The organism is Methylorubrum rhodinum, assembly GCF_014199935.1.
Classification (GTDB): domain Bacteria; phylum Pseudomonadota; class Alphaproteobacteria; order Rhizobiales; family Beijerinckiaceae; genus Methylobacterium; species Methylobacterium rhodinum.
In genome coordinates, this window is record NZ_JACHOP010000005.1 from 28351 (window position 1) to 44267 (window position 15917).

Annotated in this window: 13 protein-coding genes; 9 read left to right on the plus strand and 4 right to left on the minus strand. The window is 70.7% G+C overall.

Features of this window, described 5'->3' with window-relative positions; all coding sequences use genetic code 11:
* Nucleotides 1–122 precede the first annotated feature (122 nt).
* From HNR00_RS07845 to HNR00_RS07855, 3 genes are all read right to left on the minus strand, one after another.
* On the minus strand, nt 123–1400 hold the full coding sequence (locus HNR00_RS07845; RefSeq protein WP_183567497.1) for an MFS transporter: 1278 nt from the start codon (nt 1398–1400) through the stop codon (nt 123–125).
* Nucleotides 1401–1626: 226 nt separating this feature from the next.
* A complete protein-coding gene (locus HNR00_RS07850) occupies nt 1627–2007 on the minus strand; it encodes a tautomerase family protein (protein WP_183567500.1) in 381 nt (126 codons plus the stop codon).
* A 17-nt stretch (nt 2008–2024) separates the two neighbouring features.
* On the minus strand, nt 2025–2441 hold the full coding sequence (locus tag HNR00_RS07855; protein WP_183567503.1) for a MarR family winged helix-turn-helix transcriptional regulator: 417 nt from the start codon (nt 2439–2441) through the stop codon (nt 2025–2027).
* 277 nt (nt 2442–2718) lie between these two features.
* Between HNR00_RS07855 and HNR00_RS07860 the strand changes: the two genes are divergently transcribed.
* The 9 genes from HNR00_RS07860 (at nt 2719) to HNR00_RS07900 (ending at nt 15261) form a co-directional block, all read left to right on the plus strand.
* Nucleotides 2719–5151: a hypothetical protein gene (locus tag HNR00_RS07860; RefSeq protein WP_183567506.1), complete on the plus strand. Its 2433-nt coding sequence runs from the start codon at nt 2719–2721 to the stop codon at nt 5149–5151.
* A 61-nt stretch (nt 5152–5212) separates the two neighbouring features.
* Entirely contained in the window at nt 5213–5710 is a 498-nt protein-coding gene (gene rlmH / locus HNR00_RS07865) for a 23S rRNA (pseudouridine(1915)-N(3))-methyltransferase RlmH (protein ID WP_183567509.1), read from the plus strand.
* Entirely contained in the window at nt 5707–7050 is a 1344-nt protein-coding gene (locus tag HNR00_RS07870; protein ID WP_183567512.1) for a murein hydrolase activator EnvC family protein, read from the plus strand. Before rlmH ends, HNR00_RS07870 begins: the two co-directional genes overlap by 4 nt.
* On the plus strand, nt 7050–8372 hold the full coding sequence (locus HNR00_RS07875) for a S41 family peptidase (RefSeq protein ID WP_183567515.1): 1323 nt from the start codon (nt 7050–7052) through the stop codon (nt 8370–8372). Before HNR00_RS07870 ends, HNR00_RS07875 begins: the two co-directional genes overlap by 1 nt.
* A 277-nt stretch (nt 8373–8649) precedes the next feature.
* Nucleotides 8650–9867 carry a divergent polysaccharide deacetylase family protein gene (locus tag HNR00_RS07880; RefSeq protein WP_183567518.1) on the plus strand — a complete coding sequence of 406 codons (1218 nt, stop codon included), beginning with the start codon at nt 8650–8652 and terminating at the stop codon, nt 9865–9867.
* Between the two features lie 184 nt (nt 9868–10051).
* Nucleotides 10052–11740, plus strand: a complete 1689-nt coding sequence (locus HNR00_RS07885) for a methyl-accepting chemotaxis protein (protein ID WP_183567521.1) — start codon at nt 10052–10054, stop codon at nt 11738–11740.
* Nucleotides 11741–11913: 173 nt separating this feature from the next.
* On the plus strand, nt 11914–12483 hold the full coding sequence (locus HNR00_RS07890) for an RNA pyrophosphohydrolase (RefSeq protein WP_183567526.1): 570 nt from the start codon (nt 11914–11916) through the stop codon (nt 12481–12483).
* Nucleotides 12484–12561: 78 nt separating this feature from the next.
* A complete protein-coding gene (locus tag HNR00_RS07895) occupies nt 12562–13212 on the plus strand; it encodes a DUF2939 domain-containing protein (protein ID WP_183567529.1) in 651 nt (216 codons plus the stop codon).
* Between the two features lie 102 nt (nt 13213–13314).
* Entirely contained in the window at nt 13315–15261 is a 1947-nt protein-coding gene (locus tag HNR00_RS07900) for a potassium transporter Kup (protein ID WP_183567532.1), read from the plus strand.
* A 159-nt stretch (nt 15262–15420) separates the two neighbouring features.
* Here HNR00_RS07900 and HNR00_RS07905 read toward each other — a convergent pair whose 3' ends face one another.
* A complete protein-coding gene (locus tag HNR00_RS07905) occupies nt 15421–15723 on the minus strand; it encodes a hypothetical protein (protein WP_183567535.1) in 303 nt (100 codons plus the stop codon).
* Nucleotides 15724–15917: the final 194 nt, after the last annotated feature.

Consider the following 15917-nt stretch of genomic DNA (forward strand, 5'->3'; position numbering starts at 1 on the left):
CCGCCTCATCCTGCACCACCCCCACCTCCTACCTCCTCCCCGCAAGGGGGAGGAGAGGCGCCTTGTTTTGCGGCTGTCGCGTTCATTGAACACGGTCACCACATGCGCGTCAGCCGACGTGTTCACGCCGCCACCGGCACCGGTTCCCGCGGTCGCGTGCCCACGAACAGGGCCATCATCGCCGCAGCGATACACAAAAGCCCCGCCGAGACGAAGGCCGAAAAATAATCCCCCGTGCCGGTGCGGACCGCGCCCGCGGCCCAGGCGGCGCTGGCCGCGCCGATCTGGTGGGCGGCGGCGATCCAGCCGAACATCAGCGCGGCGTTCTCCTCGCCGAAAACCTTGCCGGCCAGACTCACGGTCGGCGGCACGGTGGCGATCCAGTCGAGGCCGTAGAACACGGCGAACAGCGACAGGCCGTAGACGCTGAAATCGAACGAGTAGGGCAGGAACATCAGCGAGAGCCCGCGCAGGCCGTAATACCACGCGAGCAGGCGACGCGGGTCGTAGCGGTCGGTGAGCCAGCCCGAGGCGGTGGTACCGACGAGATCGCACAGGCCCATCAGCGCCAGCACGCCGGCGGCCGTCACCGCCGGGATGCCCCGGTCGATGCAGGCCGGGATCAGGTGGGTGCCGATCAAGCCGTTGGTCGAGGCGCCGCAGATGAAGAAGGTGCCGGACAGCAGCCAGAAGTCGCGTGAGCGCAGGCCCGTGGCGAGGCCCTGGAGCGCGCGCCGGGCCGGATTGATCCCGCCCTTCGGGGCCGGCTGCACTGTCGTTTCGCCGAAGCGGGGCAGGCCGAGATCGGACGGACGGTCGCGCATCAGCCACGCCACCAGCGGCACCAGCGCGAGCGCGGCGAGTGCGACCGTCAGCGCCACGGAGCGCCACCCCTGGCCCTCGGCGAGGTGGGCCAGCACCGGCAGGAACACGAGCTGCCCCGTGGCGGCGCTCGCGGTGAGCAGCCCGACCACGAGGCCGCGATGGCGCCCGAACCAGCGCGCCGCGATGGTCGCGCCGAGCACGTTCGCCACCATGCCGGTGCCCGCGCCGACGACGAGACCCCACAGCAGCACCATCTGCCAGACCTCGCGCATCAGCACGGTGGCGGCGGTGCCGACGGCGAGCACGACGAGCGTGGTGCAGACCGAGCGGCGCAGGCCGAACCGCTCGATGATCGCCACCGCGAACGGGCCGATCATGCCGTAGAGGAAGATGTTGAGGGCGATGCCCCCGCTGATGGTCGCGGTGCTCCAGCCGAATTCCCGCTCCCACGGCACGATCAGCACGCCCGGCGTCGCCCGCACGCCCGCGCCGACCAGCAGCACGAGGAAGGTCAAGCCCGCGACGATCCAGCCGTAATGCAGGCGCGTGGGGACTGGCGGCGTGGAAGAGAGCATGCCGGGCTCCGGGGAAGGTTGCGTTCAAAGAAGCGGCGAGTGAACAGGACCGGACGCCTCTCCTCCCCCTTGCGGGGAGGAGCCGGAGGTGGGGGTGGTTCAGAAGGCACCGCTGCGGTTCCTTCTGAACCACCCCCACCCCGAACCCCTCCCCGCAAGGGGGAGGGGACCCGCGCCTGCTCCGTCATTCACGATGCTGCGCAGGCACCTTGGTCCGAGACGGCGGTCAGGCGTACTGCGCCTCGCCGTTGCCGAAGGACCAGTTCTCCTTGGGCACCTCGACGAGGCTGATGAACACGTCCTCCCGGCGCAGGCCCAGCCGCTCGTGCAGACCGTCGGCGACCGCCCGGTAGAAGGCCTTCTTCAACTCGACGCTGCGCCCGGCATTCAGGGTCACCTGGATCATCAGGGCGTCCGCGCTGCGCGCGATCCCGAGATAGGTCGGATCGATCACGAGGCCGCCCGCCGCATGCTCGGCGATGACCTGGAAGCGGTCGTTCTCCGGCACGTTGAGCGTCGTCCGCATGGCCTCGTAGACCACGTCGCCGACGGTCTGCCGGTATTCCGGCGGCTTGCCCTGGGGCAGGTCGATGCGAACGAGCGGCATGGTCCGACAATCTCCGGTCAGGTGGGATCGATCCGGGCGAGCCGGCCGGCGAGGTCGGCGACGATGGCCGGCGGGAGCGCGGTCTCGACGCGCGTTTGCGCCTCGCGCCACAGTGGCAGGGCGGCACCGAGCGCCGCGCGGCCCTCCTCGGTCAGCGCGGCGACGCGCTCGCGCTGGTCGGCGGCGTTGACGGAAAGCCGCACGAGGCCGCGCCGCTCCAGCGGATCGAGGTTGCGGCCCATGGTCGAGCGGTCGAGTGCGGCCTCCGTGGCGAGCCGCGTCACGCCGACGGGGCCGAGCCGCTCCAGGATGCGCAGGATCGAGAACTGGGTGATGCGCAAATCCACCGGCCGCAGCGCCGCGTCGTAGGCGGCGGTGACCGCGCGGGTGACGCGGCGCAGGTTCGCACAGAGGCAGGGCGAGTCGGCGGCCATGAAGCGGGTATATACCCTTTTCTCGTCCCGTCCAGTCCGGAGGTGCGTCCGCCGGCACGGCCGGCGTCCCCGATGGGCGGTCTTGCGGACGGTCGGACACAGGTCTCGTGCGATCGATCAGGCGGCGGGTGCAATCGTGCGGCGGCGCTTGACTTGGAATGCGACCTGCATCCCACTCGCCGTCGATCGTCGAGCGCATCGACCGAACCGGGAGCGAGGCCGCGCCGTCCCGTCACGCTTGCGGCAGGCCGGTATCCTGCCTTCGAGGAGCCGCGCCATGGCCGCCGTCAACGCCAGCAGCCTCATCCGCGTCTCGATCTCCGACGCCGAGGTTCAGTCGGGCAAGGGTTCGTACTCCCCCTCCATTTCCGGGAGCGGGCGCTTCGTCCTTTTTCTGAGCGACGGCACCCTGGCGCCGAACGACGCCAGTCCGGTCCAGGATCTCTTCCTGCGCGACCTCGCGGCCGGCACGACCACGCTCGTGACCGTGGCGACCGTCGCCTCGGGCGCCAACAACTATAGTTGGAGCGGTTCGGTCTCCGACGACGGACGCTACGCGGCGTTCTACAGCCCCGCCTCCAACCTCGTCGACGGCGACACGGACGGGGCCAACGACGTGTTCGTGCGCGACCTGCACTCCGGCGCGACCTTCCGGATCTCGCAGGCCGCGGACGGGACGGCGGGCAACGCCGAGAGCCTCTCTCCGGAGATGTCCGGCGACGGACGATGGGTCGCCTTCTACAGCCGCGCCTCCGACCTCGTCGCCGGCGACCTCAACAACGACCTCGACGTGTTCGTCTACGACATGCTGAGCGGCACCAACCGGCTCGTCTCCCTTGCCGTCGACGGCCGCCAGGGCAACGGGTCCAGCTACGGCGCCGACATCTCGGCCGACGGCCGCTACGTCCTGTTTCAGAGCGATGCCACCAACCTCGTGACCGGCGACACCAACGCCGCCGCCGACGTGTTCCTGCGCGACACCCTCGCCGGCACTACCACCCGCGTCTCGCTCGGCGCGGGCGGCGCGCAGGCCAACGACAACTGTTACGCGTCCGGCCTGTCCGACAACGGCCGCTACGTCGTGTTCAACGGCTACGCCAGCAACCTCGTGGCCGGCGACACCAACGGCACGTCCGACGTGTTCCTGCGCGATACGGTGGCCGGCACGACCAAGCTCGTCTCCGTGAGTTCGGCCGGCACGATCGCCAACGATTCGAGCTTCGATGCCGACATCTCGGCCGACGGCCGCTACGTCGTGTTCGAGAGCAATGCCGACAACCTCGTGGCCGGCGACACCAACGACACCGCGGACGTCTTCCTGCGCGACACGGTGGCCGGCACCACGATCCGCCTCTCGGTGTCCTGGAACGGCGCCGAGGCGAACGCCTCGTCCGGCGACGCGCACATCTCCGCCGACGGCCGCTTCGTCACCTTCTCCAGCAGCGCGAGCAACCTCGTGCGCGGCGACACCAACGGCGGCTACGACATCTTCCGGGTGTCGCTCGCCGCCTCGGAGGCGGCCGACCGGATGATCGGCTCGGACGGGGCCGACACGATCAGCGGCCTCGGCGGCGCCGACATCCTCGACGGCGGGCGCGGCGCCGACACGCTGATCGGCGGGAGCGGCAACGACACCTTCATCGTCGACAGCGCGAGCGACCGGATCGTCGAGGCGGCCGGCGGCGGCTTCGACAGCGTCCTGACCCGCGTCAGCTACACCCTCGCCATCGGACAGGCGATCGAGAGCCTCGCCACGGTCGAGGCCGGCGCGCGCGACGCCGTGAACCTCACCGGCAATGCGTTCGCCAACACGCTGACGGGCAATGCCGGCGCCAACGTCCTCAGCGGCGGGGCGAGCGCCGACACCCTGATCGGCGGAGCCGGCGACGACACCTTCGTCGTCGACACCGCCGGCGACCGGGCGTTCGAGGCGGCGGGCGGCGGGCGCGACACGGTGCTGGCCTCCACGAGCTACACGTTGTCCGCCGGGCAGGAGATCGAGGCGCTGCAGCTCCTCGCCTCGACCGGCTCGGCCGCCCTGGATCTGACGGGCAATGCGTTCGGCCAAGCGCTGGTCGGCAACGGCGGCGCCAACGTGCTGAACGGCGGCGGCGGTGCCGACATCCTGACGGGACGAGGCGGCAACGACACCTATCTCGTCGACGCCCTCGGCGACCGGGTCGTCGAGGCGGCGGGCGGCGGCAGCGACACGGTGCTGGCCTCCGTCAGCTACGCGCTGGCCGCGGGCCAGGAGATCGAGGCTCTGCAACTGCTTTCCTCGACCGGCTCGGCGCGGCTGAACCTCGACGGCAACGCGTTCGGCCAGAAGCTGGTGGGCAACAACGGCGTGAACGTCCTCGACGGCAAGGGCGGCGCCGACCTGCTGACCGGCCGGGGTGGCGCGGACAGCTTCCAGTTCTCGACGGCGCTCGGCGCGGGCAACGTCGACCGCATCACCGACTTCGCGGCCGAGGACACGGTTCGGCTGGCCAAGAGCGTGTTCTCGGTGCTGGCGACGGGACAACTCGCCGAGAGCGCGTTCAAGAACATCAGCGCGGGCGCGGCGGATGCCAACGATCGCATCCTCTACAAGCAGGCGACGGGCGAGCTGTTCTACGACGCCGACGGCTCGGGCAAGGGCGCGGCGGTGAAGTTCGCCGTCATCGACACGAAGGTGGCGCTGACGGCGGTCGACGTCTTCGTGGTGTGACGCGCGGGTCGCGCCGCCGTGCTATCGGTCGCGGCCCGCAGCAGCCAATGGCCCGTCCTCCTTGCGCCTCCTCGTCGTCGCCGTCGGACGCCTGAAGAACGGGCCGGAGCGGGATCTCGCCGCCCGTTACCGCGAGCGCGCCGCCGCGCTCGGGCGCGGCCTCGGCGTCTCGGCTTGCGATCTCGCCGAACTCCCGGAATCCCGCGCCCGACGCGCCGCCGACCGGGTGGCGGAGGAGGCCGAGGCGATTCTCGCCCTGGTGCCCGCGGAGGCCGCGCTGATCGCCTGCGACGAGCGCGGGCGCTCCGACTGGCCGAGCGAGCGCCTCGCCGCCCGCATCGGCGAATGGCGCGACCGGGGCCGCCCGGCGCTCGCTTTCGTGATCGGCGGGGCGGACGGGCTTCACGAGCGCGTGCGCACGCGGGCCGACCATATTCTCGCCTTCGGAGCGGCGACACTGCCGCACGGGCTGGTGCGCGTGCTCGTTCTGGAGCAGGCCTACCGGACCCTCACCATCCTGGCGGGCCACCCCTACCACCGCGGCGATCCCGACGCATGAGGCTTCTTCGGACGAGGGCCGCGCTCCTCCTGGCCTGCCTGGCTGGCCCCCTATCGGCGGGGGCGCAGGAAAACGCCGACGCCCTGCGACGGGCGCAGGAGGAGCGCGACCGGCGCGCCCAGGGCCTCAAGCAGATCGAGGACGCGCTCGCCGCCAGCGCCGGCAACCGCGCCGCGCTGGAGGCCGAGATCGCGGCGATCGGCACCGACCGGGCCAAGCTCAGCATGGCGCTGCTCGATGCCGGCCGTCAGGCCCAGGCGACCGAGGACCGTCTGAGCCGGCTGGAGGAGCGCCTGCGCTCGCTCACCGAGAGCGACGCGGCGATCCGCAAGTCGCTCGATTCGCGCCGCGCCGTCATCGCCGAGATCCTGGCCGCGCTCCAGCGGATGGGCCGGCGCCCGCCGCCCGCCGTGCTGGTGCGGCCCGAGGACGTGCTCGCCGCGATCCGCACCTCCATGCTGCTCGGCGCCGTGGTGCCCGAACTGCGCGGCGAGGCCGAGACCCTGGCGGGCGACCTCGCCGAGCTGGTGCGGGTGCGCGGCCTCATCGCCGCCGACCGCGAGGCGCTGCGAAAGGATCTCGCCGGCTGGGCCGGCGAGCGGCAGCGCCTCGACGCGCTGGTCGCCGCCCGCCGCGCCCGGCAGGTCCAGATCGAGACCGACCTCACCCAGGAGCGCCGCAAGAGCACCGAACTCGGCACGCAGGCCAAGACCCTCAAGGACCTCGTCGATCGCATGGAGGGCGAGTTGTCCACCGCCCGCCGCGCCGCCGACGAGGCCCGCGCCGCGGAAGAGCGCGAGCAGCGCAAGACGCAGGAAAAGTTCGCCGCCGCCGGCGCCCGCGATCCGGCCAAGCTCGCCCCGAAGGTAAAGTTCGCCGAGGCCCGCGGCGATCTGCCCAGGCCGGTCAGCGGCACGCTGGTGCGCGGCTTCGGCCAGCCCGACGGGCAGAACGGCACCACCCGCGGCATCTCGCTGCGGACGCGGGCCAAGGCGGTGGTCTCCGCTCCGGCCGACGGCTGGGTCTCGTTCGCCGGGCCGTTCCGCTCGTACGGCCGTCTCTTGATCATCAACGCGGGCGACGGCTACTATCTCTTGTTGGCGGGCATGGACCAGATCAACGTCGAAGTCGGTCAGTTCGTGCTGGCGGGCGAACCGGTGGCCGCCATGGGCGAGGGTGGCGGCCCGGCTGTGTCGCAGGCGAGTGCTTCGTCGGCTGCGTCACAGAGGGACGATGATCGGAACGATCCCGTCCTGTACGTCGAGTTCAGGAAAGACGGCGGCTCCATCGACCCGGAGCCGTGGTGGGCGAGAAGTTCCAGCGAGAAGGTTCGCGGATAATGCGCAAAGTGTCCCTCGTGTTGCTCGGCGCCGCCCTCGGCATCGGTGCATCGGCCGTGTCGACCCAGACCCAATTGCTGTCCGGCACCAGCGCGGTCGCGGCCTCCGCCGAGACCTACCGGCAGCTCAGCCTGTTCGGCGACGTGTTCGAGAAGGTCCGGACCGACTACGTCGAGAAGCCCGAGGAGTCGAAGCTCATCGAGTCGGCGGTCAACGGCATGCTGACCTCGCTCGATCCGCATTCGAGCTTCATGGACGCCAAGGCGTTCCGCGACATGCAGACCACCACCAAGGGCGAGTTCGGGGGCTTGGGCATCGAGGTCACGATGGAGGACGGCCTGATCAAGGTCGTCTCGCCGATCGACGACACCCCGGCCTCCAAGGCGGGGCTGCTGGCCAACGACATCATCACCCAGATCGACGACGATCAGGTCCAGGGCCTCACCCTGAACCAGGCGGTCGACAAGATGCGCGGGCCGGTGAACTCGCCGGTGCGCCTCAAGATCACCCGCAAGGAAGCCAAGGATCCGATCGACGTCACGCTCAACCGCGACATCATCAAGATCCGGCCCGTGCGCTCGAAGGTCGAGGGCGGCGACATCGGCTACGTGCGCCTGACCCAGTTCAACGAGCAGACCTTCGACGGCCTCAAGACCGCGATGGACAAGCTCCAGACCGAGATCGGCAACGACAAGCTCAAGGGCTACGTGGTCGATCTGCGCAATAACCCCGGCGGCCTGCTCGATCAGGCCGTGATGGTCTCCGACGCCTTCCTCGACCGCGGCGAGATCGTCTCGACCCGCGGCCGCAACCCCGACGAGACCCAGCGCTTCTCGGCCAAGGCCGGGGATCTGGCCAAGGGCAAGCCCATCGTCGTGCTGGTGAACGGCGGCGCGGCCTCGGCCTCCGAGATCGTGGCCGGCGCCCTGCAGGATCACAAGCGCGCGACCATCATGGGCACACGCTCCTTCGGCAAGGGCTCGGTGCAGTCGATCATCCCGCTCGGCGGCCAGGGGGCGCTCCGCCTCACCACCGCGCGCTACTACACGCCGTCCGGCCGCTCGATCCAGGCCAAGGGCATCGAGCCGGATCAGGAGGTGCTGCAGGAGGTGCCCGACGATCTCAAGGGCAAGGACGAGACCAAGGGCGAGGCCGGCCTGAAGGGCCACCTCAAGCAGAAGGACACCGAGGAGCGCGGCGGTTCCTCGGCCTACATCCCGCCGGACCCGGCCAAGGACAAGCAGCTCATCGCCGCGGTCGACTTCCTGCACGGCATCCAGAAGGGTGCAGCCAACGTGACCAAGCCCGCGACCCAGAACTGATTTTTCCGAATGGCCGGGCGCGAAGAGCGCCCTGCGAAGCGGGCCTCGGCGTGAGCCGAGGCATCGAGCGGAGCGAGAGCCGGGGCCCGCGGAGGCGGGGTGGCGACCGAGGCCGAAAAAAGGAAATCAGAGCAATCGCCCTCGGCGATCGCTCTGGATTAGGAAAAGATTAACCATAGCGGCCCGCAATACCGGCTCAGACCGGTACTGCGGGCCGTTCGCGTTTCGCGGAAGCCCACGCCGGTCGCATGGTGAACTGGCAAGAGCGGGACGGCGGGTGAGCGAGTCGGCCGACGATATCCTGACGAAGCCCCTCGGGGTCGGGGCCAAGGGCGGCGCCAAGGCCGGCCTGAAAGATCGCCTGCCGCGCCCGAAAACGGCGCATGTCGCGGGGGCGGCCTGCGCCGTCCTCGCCCTCCTGGCCGGGGGCGTCGCGCTGACCGGCGACCCGCGCGGCGGCGAGCCCCGCGCCGGCGCCGTCATCGAGCGGCGCGAACCGGCGCCCGTCGCCGCGCGCGTCGCCGAAGCGACACCGGAAAAACCGGCCGGCCCCTCCCAATCCGCCCAGGAAATCGAGCAGGCTTCCGGCGTGAGCGTGTTTCGCCCGGCCGGCGCCACGGCGCCCGACGCGCCGGTCATCATCCGCGTGCCGAACGCGAGCCAGATCCGCCTCAACCCCGCCCCCGATCCGCGCCTGACCGAGCGCGGCCGCAACGGTCCGCTGCCGAAGATCGGCGAAGGCAAGCAGCGCCCGCTCGACGTCTACGCCCGCCCGGAGGAGCCGGGCCAGGGGCCGCGCATCGCCATCCTCGTCTCGGGGCTCGGCATCGGGCAGGCGGCGACCCTCGGCGCCATCGCCCGGCTTCCGGCCGCGGTCAGCCTCGCGCTCTCGCCCTACGGCAGCGACCTCGACAAGACCGCGGCCCGCGCCCGCGAGGCCGGGCACGAAATCCTGGTCCAACTGCCGATGGAGCCGTTCGACTATCCCGACAGCGATCCGGGACCGCAGACGCTCCTCACAGGCTCGCGCCCGGCGGAAAACCTCGACCGGACGAGCTGGGCGCTCAGCCGCTTCCCCGGCATCGTTGGCGTGGTCAACCTCATGGGCGCCAAGTTCTCCGGCGAGGCCGGCGCGCTGGAGCCGGTGCTGAAGGAGATCGCGGGCCGCGGCCTCGGCTTCGTCGACGACGGCACCGTGACCCGGCCCCTCGTCGCCGGAGCAGCGGCCAAGACAAAGCTCCCGGCCGCCCGCGCCGAGATCGTGATCGACGCCGCCGCCCGGCCCGATGCCATCGACGCGGAACTGGCCCGCCTCGAAGCGCTTGCCCGCCAGAAGGGCTTCGTCCTGGCCTCGGCCAGCGCCGCACAGCTCACGATTGACCGCCTGTCGCGCTGGACCCGCGATCTGGAGGCCCGCGGCATCCGGCTGGTGCCGGTGAGCGCGGCCCTGCGTCAGGCCCCGTCCGTCGGAAAGCTATCCAGCGCGGCGCCCTGAGGTCCGTATCTCACGCTCTGCGCTGGCCCCACGATTCCCACGCATTGTTCGGAGCCGGGGCCCGCATTCGGTGTCGGCCGGCACAGTTTCGGTACAATAGTTCGCGATGTCGTAACCTTTCGGTCGCCACATGGAAGCAGGGTCGCCGCTAAAACGGTGACGCGATGTCCGTTCGGAGCCGGCCGTGTCGTTTCCAGCCTTTTCGATCCGCAACAAGCTGATCGCCTCCTTCGCTCTCCTGACCGGTTTCCTCGTCGGCCTCGGCGTGCTGGGGCTCTTCAGCATGGGGGTGCTGCGCGACCAAGCGCTGTCGATCGAGCGCAACTGGCTGCCGAGCGTACGGGCGCTGGGCGAGATCGACACCCTGTCGGCGCGCATGAACGGCGTCATGCTGCGCCACACCCAGGCCACCGAGCCGCAGATGCTGGCCGGCATGGAGAAGGATTTCGAGCGCTTCGGCGGCAAGATCGCGGAGCGGCAGGCCCTCTACCAGACGCTGATCGCCTCGCCCGAGGAGCAGGCGCTCTACGACGGCTACCGGGCCCAGCTCGCGGTGTTCGAAGCCGAGCGCGCCAAGGTGCTCGATCTGTCCCGCGCCGGGAAGAAGGCGGAGGCGTTCGCCTACTACGAATCCAAGGGTCTCGCGCCGCGCCGCGCGATGTCGAACGCCCTGGAGAAGCTGATCGCCTTCAACAACGAGGGCGCCACCCGCGCCATGGCCGAGGGCGAGGCGACCTTCCAATGGGCCCGCAATGCGGCGCTCGCGGCGGTCGTCCTCGGCTTCGGGCTCTCGGGCGTGCTGGCCTTCCTGATCGTGCGCAGCATCGCCCGCGATATCGCCTCGGTGGTCCGGCCCATGCAGGCTCTGGCCGCGGGCGATCACGACGCGGCGATCCCCCACCGCGGCGCCCGCACCGAGATCGGGACGATCGCCGACGGCGTGCAGGTGTTCAAGGACAGCCTGATCCGCATGCGCCGGCTGGAAGAGGAAACCGAATCGGCCCGCGCCGGAGCCGAGGCGCAGCGCAAGGCGGCGACCCGCGAGATGGCCGACGGCTTCGAGCGGGCGGTGGGCGGCATCGTCTCGCTCGTGTCCTCGGCCGCGACCGAGCTTCAGGCCACCGCCCAGGGCATGGCCGGCGCCGCGACCCAGACCGCGAGCCAGTCGGTCAGCGTCGCGGCGGCCGCCGAACAGGCCGCGACCAACGTCAACACCGTCGCCGCGGCGGCCGAGGAACTCGGCGCCTCGGTGCAGGAGATCGGCCGGCAGGTCGGCGGCTCGTCGATGCTGGCCCAGGCCGCCGTCGCCGAGGCGGCGCGGACGGAAGGGCATGTGCGCGAGTTGAGCGACGCGGTGGCCAAGATCGGCGACGTGGTGACGCTCATCACCACCATCGCGGGCCAGACCAATCTCTTGGCGTTGAACGCCACGATCGAGGCGGCCCGTGCCGGCGAGGCGGGGCGCGGTTTCGCGGTCGTCGCCGCGGAGGTAAAGGAACTCGCCAACCAGACCGCACGGGCCACGGAAGAGATCGCCGGCCAGATCGGCCGCATCCAGGGCACCACCGGGGCTGCCGCGGCGGCGATCGCCGGCATCACCGGCCGTATCGAGGAGATCAGCGGTGTCGCCGCCTCCATCGCGGCGGCGGTGGAGCAGCAGGGCGCGGCGACCCAGGAGATCGTCCGCAACGTCGCCCAGGCGGCGTCGGGCGCGGCCGAGGTGACGGGCAACATCGCGGGTGTGGCGAGCGCCGCCGAGGAAGCCGGCACCGCCGCCGATCAGGTGCTCGCGGCCTCGACCGAACTCTCCCGCCAATCCGAGCACCTGAACGGCGAGGTCGCCCGGTTCCTCGCGAGCGTGCGGGCGGCCTGATCCGGAACCGACGAGGCGCGCCGACCCCGGAGCACCGCCCTGGATAACGTATCCGGGACGGTGCGCCGGGGTCTTGCGCCGCATCGGCCCGAAAGCCGGAGGCCACCTTTCGGGCCGATGCTCTCAGGTCGGCGTTGCCGCTGATGCGCGCGCCGTCCTATGGTCGCGCCGCCATGACAAGCCCGAGCGACGACCTTCCGCCCCTGCCCGAGGGCGGCGCGCTGCCGTACCGGCCCTGCGTCGGCGTGGCCCTGTTCAACCCGGCGGGCCTCGTCTTCGTCGGCCGGCGCAGGAGCGAGGCGGGGCCCGAGCATGTCGCGGACGGCCATGCGTGGCAGATGCCGCAAGGGGGCATCGACGAGGGCGAGGCACCGCTCGCCGCGGCCCTTCGCGAGCTGCACGAGGAGACCAACGTCCCGGCCGAGGCCGTGACGCTCCTGGCCGAGGCCCGCGACTGGCTCGCCTACGACCTTCCCCCCGACGTGATGAAGCAGGCCTGGAAGGGCCGCTACCGCGGCCAGCGGCAGAGATGGTTCGCCTTCGGCCTGACCGGTAGCGAGAACGTGATCGATGTCGAGGCGCCGGGCGGCGGTGCCCATAAGCCGGAATTCGATGCGTGGCGCTGGGAGCGGCTGGAGGCGCTGCCGGGCCTCGTCATCCCGTTCAAGCGGCCGGTCTACGAGGGCGTCGCCGCCGCCTTCGCCGGCCTGACCGGCTGGCACCTCGCCGGAGCGCGGACGTGAGGCGGCCTTGCGCCCGAGCGCCTCGGCTTGTCCCAAAAGCCGGCACCCACCTCGTCAGACCGATGCTCTAAGCCGACGATGCGCTGGTGGTCGATTCCCCTCCTGGCGGCGCTGGCTTGGCTCGCCTACACGCTGACGCCGTTCTGGTCGCTCTACGAACTCGCGCGCGCCGTGCAGGCGGGCGACGTGGCGGCGGTCGAGCGGCGGGTCAATTTCCGGACGCTGCGCCTCTCGCTCGCCCGGCAGGTCTCCGCCACCATCCGGGCCGAATCCGCCGCCGAGCCGCGGGAGCGGCAGCGCCTCGCCGATGCGGCGGCGGCGCTCGCCCTGCCCGTGGCCGAGGCGCTGGTGACGCCGAGGAACGTGGTCGATCTCCTCGACGACGGCTGGCCCCAGGCGCTCGACCTGCCCGAGGCCACCACCCGTCACGAGCGCCGCGACGGCCTGCGTATCCCCGATCTCGGCCGGGCGCTGCGCTACTACCTCGCCTCGGACCTGCGGGGCTTTCGCGCGGTGGTCATCCCCGTGCCGCCGGACCGGCCCCGCGCGGAGCAGTTCCGCATCCGCCTGCGCCTGCACGATTGGGGCTGGCGCATCGTCGACATCGAGCTGTCCGAGGACCTGCGCGGGCGTATCGCCGAGCGGATCGCCGCCGGGGTCGCCCGGCTGCGCGACAAGGCGGGGCAGGAGAAGGCCGCCCCCGAGCCGGCCCCGCCGCGCGGGCGCTGACATCGCGTGGCCGGTGACGCGGATGTCACTGGACGAAGGGCGGGCGCAGCTTAGGTTGAGACGGGCCGCCCTCAGAGCGGTTACGCTTCGCGGAGCGCACCCTTGAGCGCAGCGTCGGCCCCTTCTTCCCGAGACGGCTCCCACGGCAGTGCGGAGGCTTCGGACCACGGGCCCGAGCGCCGGCTCGGGGCCGGTCTGCTGCTGGCCACGCTCGGTGTCGTCTACGGCGATATCGGCACGAGTCCGCTCTACGCCTTCAAGGAGACCGTGCGGGCGGCAAGCCACGGCCAGCCGCCGACGCCGGTGGCGGTGACGGGTGCGGTCTCGCTGATTCTCTGGTCGCTGATTTTGATCGTCTCGGTGAAGTACGCCGTGCTGATCCTGCGCGCCGACAACAAGGGCGAGGGCGGCATCGTCGCCATGCTGGCACTGCTGGGCGCGCGGCACGCCAAGCCCGGCTCGCGCCAGGGCCTGCTCCTCGTCGTCGGCCTCGTCGGCGCCGCGCTCCTCTACGGCGACGGGGCGATCACGCCCGCGATCTCGGTGCTCTCGGCGGTCGAGGGCCTGAAGGTCGATGCGCCCGCGCTCGACCGCTACGTCGTGCCGATCACGATTCTGATCCTCATCGGCATCTTCATGGTGCAGAGCCGGGGCGCGGCCTTCATCGGGCGCATCTTCGGGCCGGTGATGCTGGTGTGGTTCGTGGTGCTCGCGGCGCTGGGCATCGGCGGCATCATGGAGGCGCCGCAGATCCTGCGGGCGATCAATCCGCTGGCGGCGGTGGAGTTCGTCGGCCATGCCGGGCTCGGGGTCGGCTTCGCGATGCTGGGGGCGGCCTTCCTCGCGGTCACCGGCGGCGAGGCGATGTATGCCGATCTCGGCCATTTCGGCGCCAGGGCGATCCGCGCGGCGTGGTTCGGCCTCGTGCTGCCGGCGCTGATGATCCACTATTTCGGCCAGGGCGCGATCCTGCTCGCCGACCCCTCGGCCATGGAGAACCCGTTCTACCGCCTCGCCCCGGACTGGGCGCATTACCCGCTGATCGGTTTGGCGACGCTCGCCACCGTCATCGCCTCGCAGGCGATCATCTCCGGCGTGTTCTCGCTGACCCAGCAATCGGTGCAACTCGGCTTCCTGCCGCCGATGCGCGTGGTCCACACCGCGCCCGACGAGCGCGGCCAGATTTACGTGCCGACGGTGAACTGGCTGCTCGCCGCCGCCACCCTCTCGGCGGTTCTGATCTTCCGCTCCTCCGACGCGCTCGCCGGGGCCTACGGCATCGCCGTGTCGCTGCTCATGGCGATCACCACGCTGCTCGCGGGACTGGTCGCCCGCAAATGGGGCTATGCGCTCTCCGCGGTCATCGCGGTCAACGGCTTCTTCCTCTTGATCGACCTGATCTTCCTCTCGGCCAACAGCGTGAAGATCATCGAGGGCGGCTGGTTTCCCCTGGTGCTCGCCGGCACGGTCGCGTTCCTGATGCTGACATGGCGCAAGGGCAACCTCTGCATGGAGGACTCGCGGATCAACCAGCGCCCGTCCGAGCCTGCCTTCATCGAGCGCCTGCGCACCGACCCGCCGATCACCCTGCCGGGCTCGGCCGCCTTCCTGTCCTCGGCCACGAACGGCATCCCGCTGCCGATGGTGCGCGTGGTGGACCGCCTCGGCGCGCTCCACGCCCGGGTCGTCATCATCACCGCCCTGTTCGAGGAAACGCCGACGGTGCCGCCACACGAGCGGGCCGAGGTGAGCGCGATCACCCCCGACATCCAGCGGGTGATCCTGCGCTACGGCTTCATGCAATCGGCCTCGATCCCCGAAGGCCTGCGCTGCGCCGTCTCCTCCGGCTGCCTGCCGGAGGAATTCACGCACGACCTCACGGTCTTCGTCGGCCACGAGACCATCATCCCGGTCGCGGACCGGCGCGGTATGTCGAACTGGCGCGAGGCCCTGTTCGCGGTGATGCAGAACAACGCCGAGCACACCGGCGCCCATTTCGGCGTGCCGGCCCGTCAGGTGATCGAGATCGGGACCGAGATCGAGATCTGAGCCACCCCCGTCATTCCGGGGCGCCGCAGGCGAACCCGCAATCCACCCGTGATGCACGGCCTATGATGGGCGTCGCGGCCAGTCGTGGATTCCGGGTTCGCTTCGCGCCCCGGAATGACGGGTGTCAGGGGGGGCCACGTCGTCGGGCTCTCTCCACACTCAATCGTCGGGCTGGGCCTTCATCCTGAGCTGCGAGGCGACGCATTCGCGCATCGCGTCCTCGATCCGCGCCTTCTGCGCGTTCGAGTAGCCCGCCACCTCGTCGATGCACTTCACGAAATAGCCCGCGGTGAAGCTCTCGTTGACCGAGACGAACGACTTGCCGAAGCGGGTCGCGAGCTGGAGCCGGTCCATCGCCGAGCTTTCCCGCCACGCCTGGAGCGTGTCGGTCATCGACAGGGCATGGGCGGCGCCGGGCATCAGCAGGGCGGCGGCGAGGGGCAGGATGGTCAAGCGGCGCATGTTTTGCGACTTTCTCCCGATGACGTTTTCTGGTTTTCTGCCGCGTAACGGCAGTCGTGCCTATTCAAGGCTCGACTTTATTATTTTGATGCAAGGATATAGCCCGCATCGACGCATGCGGAAGCAGGGTTTCGGTGCGGATTTCTTAATTTGCTCTGAGACGATGCCGCTCGATCGCAGCGCGACCCACCTCA